Source organism: Gloeocapsopsis crepidinum LEGE 06123, assembly GCF_015207655.1.
Taxonomy (GTDB): domain Bacteria; phylum Cyanobacteriota; class Cyanobacteriia; order Cyanobacteriales; family Chroococcidiopsidaceae; genus Gloeocapsopsis; species Gloeocapsopsis crepidinum.
This window is the reverse complement of the sequence record NZ_JADEWN010000089.1, coordinates 1-17,871: the sequence shown is the minus strand read 5'-3', so window position 1 is coordinate 17,871 and position 17,871 is coordinate 1. Positions and strand designations below refer to the sequence as shown.

General features: G+C 43.4%; 16 protein-coding genes and 2 pseudogenes. 10 read left to right on the top strand and 8 right to left on the bottom strand.

Translation table 11 applies throughout. The annotated features are described in order from the left end of the window. Positions 1 to 245: 245 nt before the first annotated feature. The 5 genes from IQ230_RS24040 to IQ230_RS24020 all read right to left on the bottom strand — a co-directional run bounded on the left by IQ230_RS24040 (position 246) and on the right by IQ230_RS24020 (position 6,563). On the bottom strand, positions 246 to 1,184 hold the full coding sequence (locus tag IQ230_RS24040; protein ID WP_193934742.1) for a DUF6262 family protein: 939 nt from the start codon (positions 1,182 to 1,184) through the stop codon (positions 246 to 248). Next, positions 1,181 to 3,160, bottom strand: coding sequence for a tyrosine-type recombinase/integrase (locus tag IQ230_RS24035; RefSeq protein WP_193934741.1), 1,980 nt, complete (start codon positions 3,158 to 3,160; stop codon positions 1,181 to 1,183). Before IQ230_RS24035 ends, IQ230_RS24040 begins: the two co-directional genes overlap by 4 nt. Next, positions 3,153 to 4,613, bottom strand: coding sequence for a tyrosine-type recombinase/integrase (locus IQ230_RS24030; protein ID WP_193934740.1), 1,461 nt, complete (start codon positions 4,611 to 4,613; stop codon positions 3,153 to 3,155). Before IQ230_RS24030 ends, IQ230_RS24035 begins: the two co-directional genes overlap by 8 nt. A gap of 13 nt (positions 4,614 to 4,626) precedes the next feature. Further along, a complete protein-coding gene (locus IQ230_RS24025) occupies positions 4,627 to 5,691 on the bottom strand; it encodes a tyrosine-type recombinase/integrase (RefSeq protein ID WP_193934739.1) in 1,065 nt (354 codons plus the stop codon). Between the two features lie 104 nt (positions 5,692 to 5,795). Continuing rightward, entirely contained in the window at positions 5,796 to 6,563 is a 768-nt protein-coding gene (locus IQ230_RS24020; RefSeq protein ID WP_193934738.1) for a competence protein CoiA family protein, read from the bottom strand. Positions 6,564 to 6,783: 220 nt separating this feature from the next. On the opposite strand from IQ230_RS24020, the pseudogene IQ230_RS24015 reads away from it, so the two are divergent. From IQ230_RS24015 to IQ230_RS23970, 10 genes and pseudogenes are all read left to right on the top strand, one after another. Further along, a pseudogene (locus IQ230_RS24015) lies at positions 6,784 to 7,002 on the top strand (IS6 family transposase); the annotation flags it as partial. Positions 7,003 to 7,049: 47 nt separating this feature from the next. Further along, entirely contained in the window at positions 7,050 to 7,688 is a 639-nt protein-coding gene (locus IQ230_RS24010; protein ID WP_193934737.1) for a histidine phosphatase family protein, read from the top strand. Between the two features lie 546 nt (positions 7,689 to 8,234). Then, complete coding sequence (locus IQ230_RS24005) at positions 8,235 to 8,957, top strand: ParA family protein (RefSeq protein WP_193934736.1); 723 nt, start codon at positions 8,235 to 8,237, stop codon at positions 8,955 to 8,957. After that, positions 8,950 to 9,765: a ParB/RepB/Spo0J family partition protein gene (locus tag IQ230_RS24000; protein WP_193934735.1), complete on the top strand. Its 816-nt coding sequence runs from the start codon at positions 8,950 to 8,952 to the stop codon at positions 9,763 to 9,765. Before IQ230_RS24005 ends, IQ230_RS24000 begins: the two co-directional genes overlap by 8 nt. 384 nt (positions 9,766 to 10,149) lie before the next feature. Next, on the top strand, positions 10,150 to 10,689 hold the full coding sequence (locus tag IQ230_RS23995; RefSeq protein ID WP_193934734.1) for a hypothetical protein: 540 nt from the start codon (positions 10,150 to 10,152) through the stop codon (positions 10,687 to 10,689). A gap of 57 nt (positions 10,690 to 10,746) precedes the next feature. Further along, a complete protein-coding gene (locus IQ230_RS23990; RefSeq protein WP_193934733.1) occupies positions 10,747 to 11,685 on the top strand; it encodes an ATP-binding protein in 939 nt (312 codons plus the stop codon). Beyond that, a complete protein-coding gene (locus IQ230_RS23985; protein WP_193934732.1) occupies positions 11,682 to 12,728 on the top strand; it encodes a metal-dependent hydrolase in 1,047 nt (348 codons plus the stop codon). Before IQ230_RS23990 ends, IQ230_RS23985 begins: the two co-directional genes overlap by 4 nt. Next, a complete protein-coding gene (locus IQ230_RS23980; RefSeq protein WP_228055290.1) occupies positions 12,725 to 14,143 on the top strand; it encodes an ATP-binding protein in 1,419 nt (472 codons plus the stop codon). The genes IQ230_RS23985 and IQ230_RS23980 overlap by 4 nt, the downstream gene beginning before the upstream one ends. Then, the gene (locus tag IQ230_RS23975; protein ID WP_193934731.1) at positions 14,140 to 15,687 is read left to right on the top strand and encodes a coiled-coil domain-containing protein; all 1,548 of its coding nucleotides are present in this window, start codon (positions 14,140 to 14,142) and stop codon (positions 15,685 to 15,687) included. Before IQ230_RS23980 ends, IQ230_RS23975 begins: the two co-directional genes overlap by 4 nt. Next, entirely contained in the window at positions 15,596 to 16,510 is a 915-nt protein-coding gene (locus IQ230_RS23970) for a hypothetical protein (RefSeq protein ID WP_193934730.1), read from the top strand. The genes IQ230_RS23975 and IQ230_RS23970 overlap by 92 nt, the downstream gene beginning before the upstream one ends. A 17-nt stretch (positions 16,511 to 16,527) precedes the next feature. Here the strand turns inward: IQ230_RS23970 and IQ230_RS23965 are convergent, their stop codons facing one another. The 3 genes and pseudogenes from IQ230_RS23965 to IQ230_RS23955 all read right to left on the bottom strand — a co-directional run. Continuing rightward, positions 16,528 to 16,794, bottom strand: a complete 267-nt coding sequence (locus IQ230_RS23965; RefSeq protein WP_193934729.1) for a hypothetical protein — start codon at positions 16,792 to 16,794, stop codon at positions 16,528 to 16,530. A 333-nt stretch (positions 16,795 to 17,127) separates the two neighbouring features. Beyond that, the gene (locus IQ230_RS23960) at positions 17,128 to 17,760 is read right to left on the bottom strand and encodes a tetratricopeptide repeat protein (RefSeq protein ID WP_193934744.1); all 633 of its coding nucleotides are present in this window, start codon (positions 17,758 to 17,760) and stop codon (positions 17,128 to 17,130) included. Then, positions 17,753 to 17,871 (bottom strand): annotated as a pseudogene (locus tag IQ230_RS23955) (IS630 family transposase); the annotation flags it as partial. The pseudogene IQ230_RS23955 and the gene IQ230_RS23960, both read right to left, overlap by 8 nt.

Sequence of the window (17,871 nt, the reverse complement as noted above, 5' to 3'; positions counted from 1 at the left end):
CCCCAACTACTGCATTCAGGGTTGATCTTCTCATTGCCACTGCACTCGATTTAATTAATCCCGTGCATTTGAAAAACTGGTTTACTCACTGTTGCTACTGTGCCTCATAAAACTGCAATAGGCTGTATTATACAAACAAACTCGCTCTAATACTCTTGCTCTGGGTGATTAGACAGAAAGTTTAGACTAATATAGGAACCACAAACTGAAGTTGCATTTATTAATAAGCCATACCAAAGGCTTATTTAAGCCATTTCTCGCAGCTTCTCTAATGGGTAGTCAGAAGCCATTTGTTCAAAAGGAACCCACTGGTTTTCTAGCGTTAGAACGTGCTGAACTCCATCAAACTGAGCTGCAGCAAGAACCAGCTGTAGTGATTGGGCTAGCGGATACCACTCTTTAAAGGCATCTAGTTCTATCTTCTGCTCATAACCCTGATTAGGAATCCAGGTATTTCTAATAGCTTCTACTAAAAAGCCGGAAGCGTTACGCACCTTAGTAGCAGCTAGAGATTCTTTGAGTGTGTCAATTGCCTTTAGCACTATTTCTTCTGGAGCCGTTTTAATTAGCTTTGCCAAGGTTGAATTTACCTTAATGCCCAAGGTATCTAGCTCGAATTGAATCTTGTCACATTTGCCTAAACTTTTTGAGTCTTCCTGAATCGAACCACTTACATAAAGATTTTTGACTTGGGCTATGGGAACAACCTTTGCTATGCTTGCCTGAGCCTGAGACTCTTTCAGACGAGTTGTTAAATCTTCTATAGTTTGCTGCTGACGCTCAACCTGTTCCTGTAGATAGTGAACTCGGTAAACTTGTCCAGCTAAGGCTTCATTCTTGCACCGGAGTTCCTGATTCTGTGCCTCCAGTTGATGAATGCGTTCTTTAAAACGACTAACTACCTTGGCATGAGAAGAAGAACTAGTTTTGGCTCCTGGGCTAACAGGCATTGATGACTGCTGACTACGTATTTGTGCAACCTGCTGTTTCAGTTCGGGGTATTTGTAGAGATAGGAAACGCTAAGATTAGCTTCTTTAGCTACAGTATGAAAGTTAATCTTCGCTCCGATTTTCTGTAAGCATTCAATTGCTTTATAAACTCTTTCCAAACAATTCTGTTTACGAGATTCTTGTGTTTTCTTTAGAGTATCAATCCGGCTTTCTCTAGTATCAACTCTGTTCATGCTGCCTCCTGTAAACCAGCAATGATTTTGTCTAGTTGGTCGGCTTGTCGCCCAAATTGTTCGACTAATACTTCTTGTCCATTAGCTAATGCATTGGACTGTTTTGTTCTTAATTCGTTGCGGGTATTGATGTATTGGGATAGTTTTTCTGGAACAGCAACGAAAGAACTACAGGTATAACAAGCCCTAAACTTATGACAGTCTTGCTCTAGTGGTAGTCCGCAAAAGCCATAGATAGGAGTATTAATATGCGTACCTGATAGGTCTAACTTGTGAGCTTGGGGAGTTTTCCAAAAGGATTTGGGTAAAGACTCATAAGGCAAATGCTGTCCGTTGCTATTTACCAGAGCTTGTTGAATAAGTCCTGCTTCTCGCTCCATCAGTTCGCAACTAACGAAAGTGTAGTAAGTGTTAGTCGTAGCTACATCCTTATGACCAACCCAAGCACTGACTACTGCTAGGTCGTGTCCTTGCTCGAATAGTTGAGTCAAGCGAGTTGCTCTGAGAAGTTTGGGGCTAAATTCTGCTAATTGACCATTTTCATTGCGGATATCAAGAGCTTGAATTAAACATCGAATACTTAGTAAAAATGGGTTTTGCGGACTAGGAATTACCTTTCTAACTGGCTCTAATTCTGGGTGTTTGAGATCTGTTTTGGACAACCCACGATAGTGACAAAAGAGATAGTCCCAATCGTCTCCCCAAAGATTTTGAATATACTCAAGTTGCTCTTGAACTACTTTGGCAATACTTCTACTAATTGGAACTTCATGATAGTCCTTAGTCTTTTTCCGATGCCAAACTAATTTCCAATGTTCTCCTTCTTGGACTAAACAATCTTGTTTCAGTAAAGCTAGTTCGGAGGGACGCATCGCTGCGAAGTAACAAATAAGCCACATCCGCGCAATCGGAGCGGGAAGTTGATGTAAGTTCTGCTCAATTTGCTCGCGTACTTTATCTGATAGGGGGTCGGGATTACCTCTGCGTCTCTTGCGATAATCCTCATCACGAATAATATTTGGATTGATGTTGAACCAACCTCTGTGTGTGCCTACTGTAAAAAAGCTGCGTAAACCCGTTAGCTTCTTTGTGGCTCCATGTACTTGTGCCAAGTAGTCAAGAATAAGACTGCGATTTATCTGCTGAAAACTAGCTATATCTGTTTGACTCAAATAACTAGAAAAATTTCGTAAAGCGGATAAACGATTATTAATTGTGCTAAAAGAGTTAGCAGCTTTGCATAAGTGTTGAACGTATCTTTTAACTTCTTGCTTAAACCAAAGGAGATATATCTCCGAAAAGTTCGCTATTGTTCTGTGCGAATCACACAAGTCAAAATTAGAATTGATTGCCCTTAAATCCCATTCATCTTCTACCCAATCAAAAGGTTTTACTGGTATAGTATTTTCACTGTACCGAGAAATGTTAGCGCGAGTTAGATAAATCGAATCATATAGGTGAGTCTTACAACTTTTACATATAAACGATTTTTTATTTTTTTGCCACTTGTTTAGTCTCTGAAAATATATATTTTGAGCTTGGCATTCAGGACAAATAAAACCTTTAATTCTATAGTTGGTATACCAAGTAGTTCCTAAATTTATTGGGTCTGCTACTGCTTGAATATTAATTTGACAAGATTCATGACAAACATGACGACAGGCAAAACAGTAGAAAGCCCTCTTATTCTCCTTTTTTGCAATTCCTCGAACGGTCATTCCTAAAACATAGCATTCAGGGCAAATAAATTCGCCTTGATAGTCTTTTTCCCAATCTACTTGTTCGTCCTTCAGCCTTGATTCTAGAAAACATGACCGCATATTCAGGTTAATTGATTCTTGAGTTTGATGCTGGCAATCTTTACATATAAACTTTTTTTTGCCGTGACCAATCCCAGCCAAACTCATCTTACCTTTATTACAACGAGGGCAAATAAACTCACCACAATAGTCTTGCTTCCAATTAATCTCAACCATTAACTTCTTCCAACCCTTTAATCCGAATTGCTAAATAATGCTTGTCACTCTCTAAACCTTGCTGTTGCCGTACCATCCCTAGTTTGGTTGCTATTTCTAGCTCTACTTCTATGCGTTGAGAATCATCTTTTAGAGCATTCAAATCATCAGTAGACGTGCGCCAGTGTTCGCACCGCCAACAAGCATTGACTGTTTGACAAGGAGACTTTAATACTGGTCGATGGCACTCGCCATACTGAGTTGTAATTTGATACATTTTGCGTCGCAATAACTCAGTAATAGGATTTTTTGAGTTGTGAGTACCAACTATTTTTCCAGTGCTATCGACATACTTAGTTTCTCGCATCAACTTCTGATATTCATCTCCCAAAGCTTGCTTAAGTAGATGTTTGTAATAGTTCTGCATATCTGGAGAACGATGTCTCAAGTATTTCTGAATAATTAAATCTCTCACTCCTGCATTGGTCATAACAGTAGCGAGAGTTTTTCTAAATTGATGCGACTTAAAGTGCCAAATTTGACCGTCTTTAGTAGAGATGTTGTACTCTTGAGCAAGTTTATTTAACCAGTCACCGAATGTCCGTGCGTTCATAACTCTGGGAGTAGGTTTGTAGCAGTATCGGTTTTTGCCATTACTGCTAAACAACTTGTCATAACTATTCCCAAAGTGTTGTCTGGTATACTCCTGCTGTTCTCGAATAACGACCACTAACTCAGGGCAAATAGGTAGTTCATCTTCTACTTGGTATTTCTCTGTTAGAAATCGCAACCGCCATTGTTTACCTCGTTGACGCAGACAATCTAGAGGCAGATTCAGTAACTCGCCAATTCGCAAACCAGTACTTCTGATTATTAAAACCATTCGTTGAATTGGTTCGGGAAGATGGTGCAAGTATTCGTTTAGTTGCTGCCATACTTCTTCTGGAATGTAATCAATTTTATTCTGGAGTCTGGAGTATTTGCGTTTACCTTTAAACCAATAGGTGTTGACTTCTAACCAATCTTCTTGGCGACATAGATCAAAGAAGCCAGCTAGGGATGTGTAGCAGTTCGATATTGTTGCCTCCGCCAACTTCAACGACTGTAAATACTTATTCAACTCTTCAAAAAGCTTATTATTGATTTGGTCGGGTTTGGAAACAGATTTTTGCTGGAGAAATTTTGAGAAAAGAATCAAGTAGTTAACTTGAGTTCTCAGGCTACTAGATGATATCTTGCGCTGGCTTCTGACTAAGACATATAACTTAGCAAGTAGCTTTAACCAATTCTGTTCTATTCCTTGAAAGTTAATAGTTAACCTTTTGTCATGCTCGTTAACTTTGAGTCCTAAATCTTCAATCGTTCGCCAGACATCTTTCTGCAAAAGCAGATTATTAAGTAACGGCGTATCTTTTGTATTTTGAACAGTTAGCCAATCATCTGCATCTATGTTTAAATTGAGTAAATCACTCATCTGTCTCTTCCTCTTAGTCGATTATCGCCATCAACTCTGCTTCTGTAATGACGTGGGAATAAATATCTAATGTGGTCTGAATACTTGTATGTCCAAGCAGATATTTCACTCGCTCTGGCGGATAATTTGCTTTCAATAAACGAGTTGCGTAAGTGTGGCGAAATAGGTGGGGATAAACCTCTGTGCCTGTTTTTTTTGCAAGCCGACGAAACATGGTATTGAGAACTTTTGGCTTCATCGGCGCACCCACATCACCCTCCCAAATGTTGACAAATACATAGTCCGACTCAACTGCTGGGTATTCCTTGATTAGATAATCGTTATACATCTGAAGTAACTCTAGCGTTACTGGTATGACTCGCTCTTGTCCTTTAACTCTTGCGCCGTTGGGATTGAGTCGCTGCACTACTCTAATACTGTGGTCGTCAAAGTCTCCTATATCTTCATGGCACAGTCCTAATAGCTCTCCTTTTCTCATCCCCGTACCGTTGAGCATGAGAATAATTAACTTGTCTCTCAGCCGATTACAAGCATTGACTAGAGCTTCTATCTGGTCGTTGGTTAGACAGCCAGGAAACTTTTTCGGCTCTTTGAGTTTGATTAATTTCTGTCTAGTTGCTTTGCTTTTAGCAATGCCTGTAAGTAAACCTTTCTTGGCTAACCCATAAGGCATATAGAATCTGTCAAACTGCTGAAAATCGATTGTTCGATTAGCAATGTGATACTCGTAGAACCCAGTAATAGCAGTAATCGCTCGATTGATACTCCGCTCTGATTTCTTCGCTTCCACAGGTTGCATGGATACCACAGAGGATGTATCTCCAACCCTCAACCAATAGGCAAAATCTTCCAAATCAGACAGTTGTACGTTGTGCCAGTCTAAGTGCTTGTGTCCTAGAAATTCCCACCAGGCTTTCAGGTCATAACCATAACTCTCCACTGTATTTGGAGATCTAGAGCCGCACAAATACGTTAGATATCGTTGAATCGGCTCTACTATTTGGTATTCCTCATCCAGCACCAGCCAAATCGTTTCTTGTGTTTGGGGGTCAATACCTTTTTGAAGTGTTACTTTCATGTACTAAATAATACATAAGCTAGATCGTCGTGTAAGATAATTTTTGTAACCACTTATCTTTACACTACGCAAAAAAATATATTCGTTGTTGTTGTTGTTTATTATTAATATTTAGTAGAGCATAATTCTACATTCCCGCGATGCGACCAAGTGCCAAGGATTTCAATTGCCACGGATCTGAAGTGCTGCTTTAAGTCGCGTTGTATTTCCACTAGCCGTTGCTCTATTGAGCGCTGAGTGACTCCAATCTTATGTAATATGTTGCCATCTGCCTTGATTTGTAAGTAGTACAGAGTTTGTCGAAGAATTTTCTGATACTGAGCGCAGTAGATTTTATAATCTACAAGGCGTTCGAGAAAGAACAAGCTGGAATTGGATGCGAGTTCGGCTTTTTGCTTGAGTTTATACAGCTTTTCTAGTAGCAGTGGTTCTTGTACATAATTGAACAATTCTAGAGGAAGTGCGGCTACTGGAATTTGCCCTAGATGAGTAAATTGATACTCTAAAGCAGAGGATTCCACTGAGTGTAATAAACCATGCCAAACAAATTGCTTGGGAACAGCAAAATGCAGAATGCTGCATCCTTTAGCTCCGTACTCTCGCCAAAGAACTTTTAATTGCTCTAGGTCTTCCCCAGACAAGCGGATATTAAAGCTGTCGTATAAAGGTAGCGTCGGTAGTTCTCGATGTTTATTAACTACCATGAACTGGCAAGATTCCTCAGTGTGGGCAAAGTGATGCTCTTTGATCCGTCCTTTTTTCGCGGTCAGTTTGCCGCCGCAGTAAGGGCAAATTAATTGGGTCTTACCGCTAGCGATATCTTCTACATCTACTAGGATATTGTTCGCATCAACACCGTAGCGCAACCACATACATCGGTCTTTTTAAGGTCTAATGCTGCATTATGCCACGCTTAAGAGTAAAATGAGCGCTTGACCGACGCGATCGCATTTTATTGATGCGCTCTCAAAAAGCTCAGATGTGTCAAGTACAAAGCGTGATTGCCTGTAAATTTCCTGGTAGTAGTGAATAGGGTTCTGTCGCAAAAATGATAGAGTAAGAGGGTTTTAATTTTCTGTGACTGCAATCAAAATGGCTGCCCAGTCCTTGTTGAAGTGGCGACACTACGAACCCGAAATCATCCTACTGAACGTGCGGTGGTATTGCCGCTATCCCTTGAGCTACCGAGATTTAGAGGAGATGATGGCAGAACGGGGAATTGAGGTGGCTCACTGCACTATTAACCGATGGGTGTTGGGCTATGCACCGAAATTGAACAAACGAATCCGCCCGCATTTGAATCCAAAGAATATTTGCGACAGAACCCAAATTCCTTTATCCCAATCGCGATAGAAGCTATGACACTCAATTTATATTTACTGCGACATGGAGAAACTACTTTTAGTCAAAGCGGTAATTTCTGCGGTGAAACTGATGCGGAGTTGACAACAGAAGGGATGCAGATGGCAGAGAGTTTTGCCGATGTTTATCAAAAATTAAAGTGGGAAGCTGTTTATGTTAGCCCAATGAAGCGCACAATTGCAACTGCCAAGCCATTTTGTGATGCCATCGGTATGGATATGCAGTTGCGTGACGGACTTAGAGAAGGTAGTTACGGCTGTTGGGAAACTAAGAGTAAATCGTTTGCTAAGGAGTATTACGCAGAAAACTATGTAAAATGGTTGACAGAAGCCGCTTGGAATGCACCGCTAGGTGGAGAAACTGCAGTAGATATTGCTAACCGCTCTATGCCTGTAATTGCTGAAATTCAAGAAAAACATCCCCAAGGCAATGTTTTGGTAGTTTCCCATAAAGCCACGATTCGGATTATGCTTTGCAGTTTACTGGGAATTGATTTGGGACGCTATCGCTATCGGGTGAATATTTTGGTCGCGTCAGTAAGTATAGTGAAATTTGACGTTAATGGTCCTCTGTTAGAAATATTAGGCGATCGCCATCATATACCCCCTCATCTTCGCTCTCGTCCAGGAACATAATAGTTCGTTCCTACTAGTAGTTTGTCAAGTAACTATTGACATAAATACACTTGGTATAACGGATGATATACATCCAGACAGGGACGGCTTTCTAGCTTTAGGTGATGCTATAGGGACATTGAGAAAATGCGGCGCTTTAAATCTGCCGCTGGAGCACAGAAGTTTTTGGCTGATTCGGAACTAATCTACCAGCACATTCAACCGAAGAGACACCGTTTACCTGCCTTCAAAAGCAGAAGTATTATGGGGAGGGAATGCATAGTTAGCGGGAGATTATTGGGGTTATTGTATCTGCATAAGGAAAAGGGGACTGTTTGTGTTCAGGAAGATAGTGGCTGTTGTAGCTTGCGTCAAGCTAATTTGACAATACCGCGCAACCACATACATCAGACTCTAGAAAAGACTGATGCTGCATTATGCCATTAATCAAGCAAGTGATCGCATAGCATTAGCAACCACCCTTTTAAAGAAAAATTAAGTATAAACAACAAAACACAATGGTATGCTGACAGGCGAAAGTGGTTATCAAGTGACATACAATCGCATATGACTCAGCGTCGAATCGCGGTAGCAGCTAGAAAGGGAGGTGTGGGAAAGACCACAGTTGCTTGTGGTTTGGCATCCGTTTTTGCTCACTTGGGGCATCGCGTTCTTGTAGTAGATTTAGATCCGCAGTCTAATGCAGGATATGTGTTGGGGACTGATCCAACTGCACCAGGTACGGCTGAGTTATTGTCTGGAATTTCGCCAACGCCATTGGAAGCAGCATCAGGATTGTATATATTGCCTGGAGGACCAAAGCTAACAGGACACAATATTCAAGCATCAGACCCAGAAGACTTGGCAGATGCAGTTGCATCGTTAGATTATGACGTATTGATTTTTGATTGCCCTCCTGGTGTTGAATATCTAGAACGTTTAGGCTTAGTTGCTGCTGACGTAGCACTGGTTTGTACTGATGCGCATCCGCTTGCAGTCGTTGGTGCTGGTCGCGTGCTGAATGAATTGAGCTTGCGACAAAAGAAAGGACGTAAAGGTGCCTCGCGATGGGCGTTAGTGCTAAGTAAAATTGATTTGCGCCGTTCGATGGATCAGGTTTTGGATCAGCAATTAGCCAAAACTTATCCGTCACTTAAACGCCTGACTGTTCGCCAAGATGCGGCTTTGGCATGGGCAGGTGCTGAAAGAATGCCTTTAATGCAGTACGATCCAAACTCTAAAGGGGCGAAGGATTTACAAGTTGTAGCAGAGTGGGTATTAAATGGCTAGACCTCGAAAACGTGCTAATAGCGCATCGGTGTTAGAACAGGCAATGGCTGTGGCTGATGCTATTCACGAGCAAGACCAAGCAGCAGCTTCGCAGTCTGAACTCAATCGCGCTCAGCGGCTTAGTTTACCCTTAGCTCAAATTCGTCCTAGAGCAGAAGATACTCGTCCATTACGCGACTCCCATGTTCAAGACTTAGCTGAGTCAATTGGCGCTTTGGGACTAATTGAACCGCTAGTAGTAGACACTGAAGGTGTTTTACTAGCTGGCGGACATCGGCTAGCCGCAATTCAACTGCTCAAGGAAACTACTCTAGAAGTTTACCAGCAGCAATTTCCTAACGACCTCATACCTGTACGAATTATGCCGTTTGATGCTGAGGCAGAACCCGAGCGATCGCTTCAGGTAGAATTAGCAGAGAACGAGAAGCGGGTAAATTACTCGCGCGACCAAATTGAGCAACTAGCAGAACGACTGCGATCGCTTAATTATCGAGATATTCCTGGTCGTCCTAAAGAGGGAGAAAAAGCCCTAGGTCCGGCTCTAGCAGTAGCGATTGGCGTATCTGCTCGATATGTCCGCAAGGTTCTTGCCGAGCAACAACCCGACCAGTACAAAAATACTAGGAAGTCAGTTCCTAATTTCTCGAAACTTAAGGCACTGCGAAAGATTGAAGCAGCATTAGAGGAATTAATTACTTTGCCCGAAGCAGAACAACCAACACGCGCAGAGCAGAGTTTGTACAAGGCTATTCCAACTTTCTTAAAGAAAGTGAAAGCTAGTCTCGAACAAGAAAGTAAGAAGAAGTAACAAGTGACAAATCTTTATCAAATTCTTACAAAGACTAAGTAATTTTCCTATTGGTCTCTCCGTATAAAATTAGCCATTCTGGAGAGTAAATCATTCATGAACGATTCACGCTAACGATGAATCATTCAACTATTCACCGAGAGGTTCCGCGACGGTTAGCTGTGCTGATTTTGTCCGAGGAGCGGGGGCGAAGTCCAGAATATCCGCTCGATCCGAGCTTAATCAGCAAGTGGTGTGCCGGCCTCGGCTTTGAGCTAGGGCTGCGGTACTTTACCGAAGACCAGTTTCAGCAGCTGAGGGTTGTCAATCAACACTATGCGTCTGGCGGAACCCGAAGGGAACTCTTACAGAAACTAGGAAAGATCCAAATAGGAAAGATACGAAATGGTAACGCTTGAAGATTTGATGCAACACGGTTCGCGGCGCAAGGTTGAGGGAATTGCCACTAAGATGGGCTACCCCAAGGGTACAACTCAATTTCCTGATGAAGTCTTGGAGGAAGTCAAGAACCAGTGCAGTAAGAAGCGCTCGGTTAGTGCTAAAGCCGCTGATGCAGCGGAAGACGAGGCAGCGAATACAGCTGAGGCTGATTTAAAAAGCATTGAAGTTGCCGCAGAGAACCGCGCTGCCGGAATGTTGGTGGCGCTCGATACGCTAACGATGGTTAAGTGCGCTACTCGCAAGTTTTCTGATTCTAATCTTCAGCAGGTAGTAGATGAATCGCAGGGAAGGCTGCGGCAGTTCCTCAGTGGAGTGGCAACAGTGTACGACCCTGAAGCTTTTTTAGCGCAGACTCCTCTAGCGTTGGAAGCAGCTGGGGAGAGTGGTTCGATGCGATCGCTTCTGAGCAGCAACAACTCGCCAGCGAGTACCGAAAAAGAAGTCAAGCTAGAACCAGGGCGCAAGTCCTCGGCGGGACGTTGATAGCGATCGCTATTTTTGGGCTTTATTTGCAGCCGCACATACAGTGCAGAAGTCATTATGGGCATCAAGCAACATCGACGCAAACTCGCTAGCGGCGAGGAGCGGACTTATGTTTATGAAGTTAGTCACGAGCAGCGGCGGAGTGTAGCAGTTGTGAGGAATTCCGGTTCCGATTCCGTTTCACCACTCTTCTATAGAGGGGAAGAAAAAAATCGCATTGTTGCCGCGCTAAAAGCTGACTCTAGTTTGCTCGTTATCGGCGAACCTGGCTGCGGGAAAACAACTTTAGTAGATAGCGTTGCTGCTGCTTTAGCTGAAGCTGGGTTTCCTTTAGCAACGATTAATCCGGCAACTCCAAAGCAAATTCTACTCTCAATTGCATCTCAGCTTGGTACTGATACCGAGTCCATCGAGGGTAAGGCACTCACCGTAACAGGATTAATGGAAGCGATCGCTGATTTTTTGAGCGAGAACACGGCTTTTCTCCTAATCGATGATGCTCACCGTCTTTCGGTGTCAATTCGCTGTTGGTTAGAGGAACTACACAGTGGCGGTCAACCAATGCTACTCGTTGCTTCGCGTCCGCCTGCTAAAGACATTTTTCTTAAGTTACCTCGGATTGAGTTACAACCCTTGTCGCACCGCCAGATTCGAGAAATCATGCAGCAAGCTGCTGGAGAACTGGGGATAGAATTATCTGCTGCACAGTTAGCACAACTACAGCAAAGGTGTGGTGGAAATCCGATGCTGGCTAAGCGAGTAGTTCGCGAAGAATACTTGGGCTTAGAGGAAAACAGTCCAGACCACACGCAATGGGTTGACGGAACTCCATTCCTCATTGCTGGATTGATGGTTTTCACAATCGTCAGATTTATTGGTCTTGGGCTAAATAGCACTTCGCTCTACCTTATTGGCGGACTTGTTGGCGTAACGGTAGGAATTGTGCGGTTACTGTTATACAGCTTGCCTAAGAAGTCAGTGAGGTTAGGGCGATGAGAAGCATTACGCACGCACTTTTTGCTACTACTGCGACTTCGTTGCTTTTGGGAACGGCTGAACCAACCTTATTATTAACGGGTGCTCTAGCTTCTCAACTGCCTGATGTAGATACCTCAAGAAGCATACCAGGGCGCATTTTGTTACCAGTTTCCTCTTGGTTAGAGAAACGATACCCGCATCGCACGATTACTCACAGTTTCCTAGCAACAGGAGCGATCGCACTTGTTACTCTACCAGTTGTCATTATTGCGAGCAAGCTGTGGCAGGCTTTGATACTAGGGTATTTTTGCGGTTGGTTCGCGGATGTGTTTACCAAAAGTGGTGTAGCAGCCTTCTACCCATCAGCAGCGCGGCTTGTGATTCCAGGCAATCCGCAGTTGCGATTGTCAACAGGAAGTCCTGCTGAATATTTTGTGATGGCAGTGCTAATTCTAGTGGCGATCGCGCTTCTCACTATCAATAGTAATGGCGGTATTTTAAGAACTTTTAACTCAACGCTAGGTATTCCATCGGGTGCTGTTGAAATTGTCAATAGCGAGGGGTCGCAGTATTTATTGATGGCTCAAGTTTACGGACGCTGGGCGATCGCTCAGCAGTCTGTTAATGAAAAATTTGAAGTAGTGCGACCGCTGACACAAACAGATTTATTGCTTAAAGATTCTTCAGGTAAGCGCTATAGGACAGGTAGTTCGCAAAATTGCCAGATTATTGCTAGCCGGATTTTAATTGAACGCAGCAGCCCAGTCAGACTGCAAGTACAAGAAATGCAATTAACAGAGCAAGTTGTGGCTGAAGTTCTTGCACAGTACCAAAATTCTATGAGTGAGCGAACTTACATTAATGGTACTTTAACTGTCGAAGATGCTGAAGATTTAGTCGTAACAACTCATGCCGATTCCTTCAATACGATTACTCTGCAACACGGTCGCGAAGTGGGAGTCGTGCAGTTAGAGTCGGCAAGTCCCGCAGAAGTTCTCAGCTTGCTTGGCGATTACTACGCATCTGGCAGCTTAATTATTCGTACAGTTGAGGTTTTATGATGTTTCAAAAGAAAGCCAAACCATTGCCAGAGGCAGTGTTGAAGGTAGTTCGCAATGCACCAACAGTGACACCAGCAGTGACTTCACCTGGGATTTTGTTTGGGGAAAGTACTTATTGGAATCCTGAGCTTTTGCCCAATGCTCACATTGCGATTATTGGAGCTAGCGGTAGTGGCAAAACACAAACGTTAAAGGCGATCGCCTACGAACTGCATCAACTTTACTCAGATACGCAGATTATACTTATCGATTTCCACGGCGACCAGGAAGTTGATGAAGAAGCTGTTTATCCTTTACACATGGCTTCACCTTATGGAATCAACCCGTTAGTAGTCAATCCAGATCCCGAAGGTGGCGGTCCCAATCTGCAAGCAATAGCAGTCGCAGCAACTCTCAAGAAAGTTTTAGTGTTGGGTCCCAATCAAGAAGGTAAATTACTAGAAATTTTCAAAACCTGCTATCAGAAGCGGGGAATCGTCCAGGAAAAACCAGATACTTGGTCATTGGAACCGCCTAATTTTGACGATTTAGAGGAGGAGATTAATCGCCGTAGTATTGACACAGTTATCGACGACGAAACGCAAGCATTAACTCAAACTATCGAGCCGCTAACATTGCCTCAATCAACTCCACCTAAAGCATCAGGTATTTATTTTGTGTTGCAGGGCGAGAAGGTTATATACGTGGGGGCATCAATGAATTTGTTTAACAGAATTACAGGCAACCACCACGTTCTTAAAAAGGTTAGTAAGAGCGCCGCAGTTCATTGGTATCAGCAGGACGGTGAATGGGAGCAATTGCTCAAGTTAGAGAACGCTTTTATTAGAAGATTTGAGACGAATTTTAATGAGTTAGAACTTAAACCTAAGTGCAAAGAAAGTGAAAAACTTAGGCTTAAACTAGCTGCTACTTTTCAGTATGGTATCTTTTCTAGACCTCAACCAAAGTTTGAGGAATTGTTGATTCGAGTTGATTTGTCAAAATTGCCACCAGCATTGCAATCAATTGCTGCTGAGTCGTTGGCTAGACAGTTGATGGATAAACACAGACTACTTGGGGAAATAACAAGCAAGGTTCCTAGAACATTTTTATTTATTGATGAAGCCAAGGAGATGCCTAAAAATTCCGGTAATAGTTGCGATCGCATTACGGCTGATGGCAGAAAATATGGATTAGCTTTGGTTGCAGCTTCTCAGTCTGAACGCCATTTATCAGCAGATCTAATTGGTAACTCAGCGACAAAGATCGTGCTACCAGTGGATCAAACAGAAGTTAGGTCAGTTGCCAAAAAGTTTCGCTTCGCAGAAGAAAGAGTAGCACGGCTATCTCCACTACAAGCACTGTGTAGATTCGGGAAGGATGCATCGCAGGTTGATATCGTGCCTTACTTTCAGCGATTGGAGGGTGAGGAATGAGTGAAGTTTCTATCCTACCTCCTCTAGAAACTACCAAAAAGCAACCTCACGCTTCTCGAACAGCGGAGGTATTTCATGTTTTGGATGAAGCGCAAGCCCAGGGTATTACAACATATGACGCGCTGATTGATTTTGTGCGACAAAAAACGGGGACGGGTTGTTCGCGGAAATTGATTAGTAAGTGGAAGAAAGAACGCGCTGCTTCTGTAACGAGCGAAACTAATGCACAAAATCTTCCAGTTAAAGTTGCTGCTATTACACAGGACAACGAGGTACAATCGGAAATACAGCAGCCTGAAAGTCTTGATACAGCAAGTCAGCGATGGCAACAAAACAGCTTTAGGAAGTGCATCAGACGATTACAGCCAATTCAATTACGAAAATTGCTCGTTCCTGTGGCTGCGATGAGCATTGGAATAACGCTATTGGTACAAGTTAAACCGACATTAGGCGATCGTGTTACAACGAATACTCAAGCAACAACGCCTGTACCTGCACCTAGTAATACCAACTTACCGCGAACGTTAAAGTTTAGCTTATCGGTATCGAGTCCAACTGATCTTAAGGTTAATAAGGGCGATAAAGTAGAAGCTGGGCAGGTGATAGCTGAACGAGTTGAGGAGCGCGATCGCCTGCAAGCTGAGCTTGATTCTCTAAATCTTCAATACCAGCAGGCTTCATCTCGTGTAATTCCCAAACCCACCTCTCACGCTCCAGTATCAGTAATTAAACAACTGCCACCAATTTCCTACGCGAAGGAAGAGGCAGCAATTCGAGCGGCGGAAAGTAATTTAAGGCAAGCCGAACGTGCTTTCTCGTTACAGCAGCAGAGTATGCGCTCATCACCAATCGCTGAATCAAATGCTGTGGAACGCGCACTTGTCGAGGTAGAGAATAAGCAGCGCATCGTTGATAACCAGAAGCGGAAGCTGGATGCAGTAGGTGCTTTGAAAGACTTACCTGCTGTACTCGAACACGAGCAAGAGGTATTGAAAGCGAAAGAAGCGGAACTCAAACAGGCTGTTGCCGATCAAGAACAAGCTCAAGCCAAGTTGGAGGCAGCATCGCGTAATCAAGTTGAAAAGTTGCAGCAGTTAGGTGCTGCTGTGGAAAAGGCGCGTTCTGACTTACAAGTTGCGATCGCTAAGCTTCAAACCAAAAAAGACACCAGGGCGCACCAGGAGTACGAAGCGTCGATTATTGCTGCAAGAAGGGTAGAAGAACGAAATGCATTGCAGGACAGTTACTCGCGCAATTTATTAGCAGCCGAACAGCAGGAGCGCGATCGCCAATTCCAACTAGCACAAATCAAAGCCAAAATTGACAATGTTAATACTCAACTTACGAATCTGTCAGTTGTTACTAGCCCGTATGACGGTACTGTCAAAGTAATCAAGTTCCGCAAGCAATCTAATAATGATTTGTTGGTTGAGCTTACTCTTAGCGTTGACGGTGCTACCGCCGCAACCACTAGTAGCTCAGGAGCAATCCCCGCAACCACAGCCACGAACAGAGAGCAACGAACAACCAACGGAGGAAACTGAATCAGAGCCAGAGCCAGAAGTACCCGAACCCCTTCAAACCAATCCTTTAGAACCAGCAGGAACAGATATAGACACGATTATCAAAGCTCGCATCAATGACGATTTGTGGGAGGCAATGAAAGGTGAATTGCCGTGTCTTACTGCAACGCGCGATTGTATTTCTCAATTACAAGCTACGGCGACTGGGCGTAATCCATTGTTGTTGGAGATAGATAACCGTATTGAGGAAATTAATATGAGGATAGAAGAAGCAAGAGCAAGCAATAAAAAGTCTATTCGGCTTTCGGTTCTTACGCCAGCATTGCAAGCATTGCTCTCCCCACAAACGATTACTCAGAATGGCAGAACGCGGACTACTGGAGGTTTTTTATCGAATATCATCTCTATATTTACCAATCCTGTAGGCATCGTAGATAAACTGCTTTCTGCCGTTGGCGTTCCGTTATTGCAATCGACATTCGGTGGCAATGAGCAGAATCAAAGAAATGCGATCGCTATCTCTGACCTTCAGGTGAAATCCGCCGAGTTGCAGCGGGGACGGGCAGAACTCGCACAAAAGATTCGCGAACAGGTGTATTTAGCAGTGTTTGACTATGACGATGCAGCGCGTGAATTTCAGATTTCGCAAGAAGTTGCCAAGCGCGATGCGGCTAGGATGCAGTTGTTAGAAGTAGAATATCGGTTCGGTGAAGGTAATACAAATAGTTATTTGAATAGCCTCAATAGTTTAGATGGCAAGAAAGGGCAAACTTATCGAGCATGGGCAACGCTGCGATCGCGGATTGAGAAGATTAAGCTATTAGTATTAGGAGTAGATGAGTGAATGCTTTTCAACAGTTTTTAGTAGCGAACCCACCCCGCGTTGAATTGCAATATGCTCAGAATGCTACTAGCGCTCAGGACAGATAGAATACTTCCCGCGCTTAAGACGCTTAGAAGACAACCAACGCTACCGATACTCAAGATACTTCCAGCACTGCCGATGCTCAGGATGCTACCAGCGCTACCAATACTTAAGATACTTCCAGCGCTACCGATGCTGAGGATACTGCGATAACTCATCCAACTCAAAATACTGCGTTCTGTAGCAAGCCAGCTTTCACTCATCGTTGCCTTTACAACTAAATCTGACGGGGTGACAGAGAGCCTACAAAGCAGACTGAATCAAAGTCATAGCACGTAGCCCTTGCTGAAAAGGGTGTGGTCAAAACCAGTTGGTAGGGGTATGAGGAGTTGACTGGTCAAAGGTTATGTGTTCTAACATGGGGCGAGCTAATGGTGAAGCCGTGTCCTAAACTTAATCTCTGCTTATCAACTGAAAATTACTCATTACACCAAATGGCACAATCGTATAATACTCACCCATCAGCTAATTTATAATTTTTTAGTTGCCGAGATTGCGAAAGAGTTTAATAAAAGAAATTACTCCACTAATTCAGACTAGCGATTATTACGCAAGAATTTCAAATTTTGACGGATAGTGATTGTGTTGGGATGATTTACCCCTAAGCTAAGTTCAGCAATTTCCAGAGCTTTCACGAATAGCGGCTCAGCTGCCGCATACCGTCCTTGAGAATGGTAGAGTCCTGCCAAGTTGTTGTAAATTCGGGCGACATCGGGATGCTCCTCTCCCAGCAGGCATTGTTCTATTTCCAGAGCTTTCACGTATAGCGGTTCAGCTTTCGTATATCGTCCTTGGGAATGGTAGAGTAATGCCAAGTTGTTGTAAATTCGGGCGACATCGGGATGCTCCTCTCCCAGCAGGCATTGTTCTATTTCCAGAGCTTTCACGTATAGCGGTTCAGCTTTCGTATATCGTCCTTGATTTCTGTAGAGTTCTGCCAAGTTGTTGTAACTGGCGGCGACATAGGGATGCTCCTCTCCTAAGCGAGAGCGGACTACTGACACACATTGCTCACACAAGGGTTCTGCAAGCGCGTATAAGCCCTGTCCAGAATAAAAGTTATCTAAACTAACAAAAGCCCAAATTAAATTTTCATCACTGATTGCATCAGTCAGATTTTGTGCTACCTCCTTTAAATGGGGGATGACAAGAGTTATAGCACTACGCATACACGTTAGGACATTCTTTGAAGGCAGCATCAACACAATCCCGAAAGTTATCAAATTCATCCCAGCGTTGCCGCATCCAATTCTTCAGGGTAAACCACCAATGCTCAATCT

Coding starts and splice junctions, on each gene's coding strand:
- IQ230_RS24030 (WP_193934740.1), bottom strand. CDS start 4,613: ATGAGTGATTTACTCAATTTAAACATAGATGCAGATGATTGGCTAACT.
- IQ230_RS24020 (WP_193934738.1), bottom strand. CDS start 6,563: ATGTGGTTGCGCTACGGTGTTGATGCGAACAATATCCTAGTAGATGTA.
- IQ230_RS24040 (WP_193934742.1), bottom strand. CDS start 1,184: ATGAACAGAGTTGATACTAGAGAAAGCCGGATTGATACTCTAAAGAAA.
- IQ230_RS23990 (WP_193934733.1), top strand. CDS start 10,747: ATGGGCATCAAGCAACATCGACGCAAACTCGCTAGCGGCGAGGAGCGG.
- IQ230_RS24010 (WP_193934737.1), top strand. CDS start 7,050: ATGACACTCAATTTATATTTACTGCGACATGGAGAAACTACTTTTAGT.
- IQ230_RS23995 (WP_193934734.1), top strand. CDS start 10,150: ATGGTAACGCTTGAAGATTTGATGCAACACGGTTCGCGGCGCAAGGTT.
- IQ230_RS23960 (WP_193934744.1), bottom strand. CDS start 17,760: ATGCGTAGTGCTATAACTCTTGTCATCCCCCATTTAAAGGAGGTAGCA.
- IQ230_RS23975 (WP_193934731.1), top strand. CDS start 14,140: ATGAGTGAAGTTTCTATCCTACCTCCTCTAGAAACTACCAAAAAGCAA.
- IQ230_RS23985 (WP_193934732.1), top strand. CDS start 11,682: ATGAGAAGCATTACGCACGCACTTTTTGCTACTACTGCGACTTCGTTG.
- IQ230_RS24035 (WP_193934741.1), bottom strand. CDS start 3,160: ATGGTTGAGATTAATTGGAAGCAAGACTATTGTGGTGAGTTTATTTGC.
- IQ230_RS24025 (WP_193934739.1), bottom strand. CDS start 5,691: ATGAAAGTAACACTTCAAAAAGGTATTGACCCCCAAACACAAGAAACG.
- IQ230_RS24000 (WP_193934735.1), top strand. CDS start 8,950: ATGGCTAGACCTCGAAAACGTGCTAATAGCGCATCGGTGTTAGAACAG.
- IQ230_RS23965 (WP_193934729.1), bottom strand. CDS start 16,794: ATGAGTGAAAGCTGGCTTGCTACAGAACGCAGTATTTTGAGTTGGATG.
- IQ230_RS24005 (WP_193934736.1), top strand. CDS start 8,235: ATGACTCAGCGTCGAATCGCGGTAGCAGCTAGAAAGGGAGGTGTGGGA.
- IQ230_RS23980 (WP_228055290.1), top strand. CDS start 12,725: ATGATGTTTCAAAAGAAAGCCAAACCATTGCCAGAGGCAGTGTTGAAG.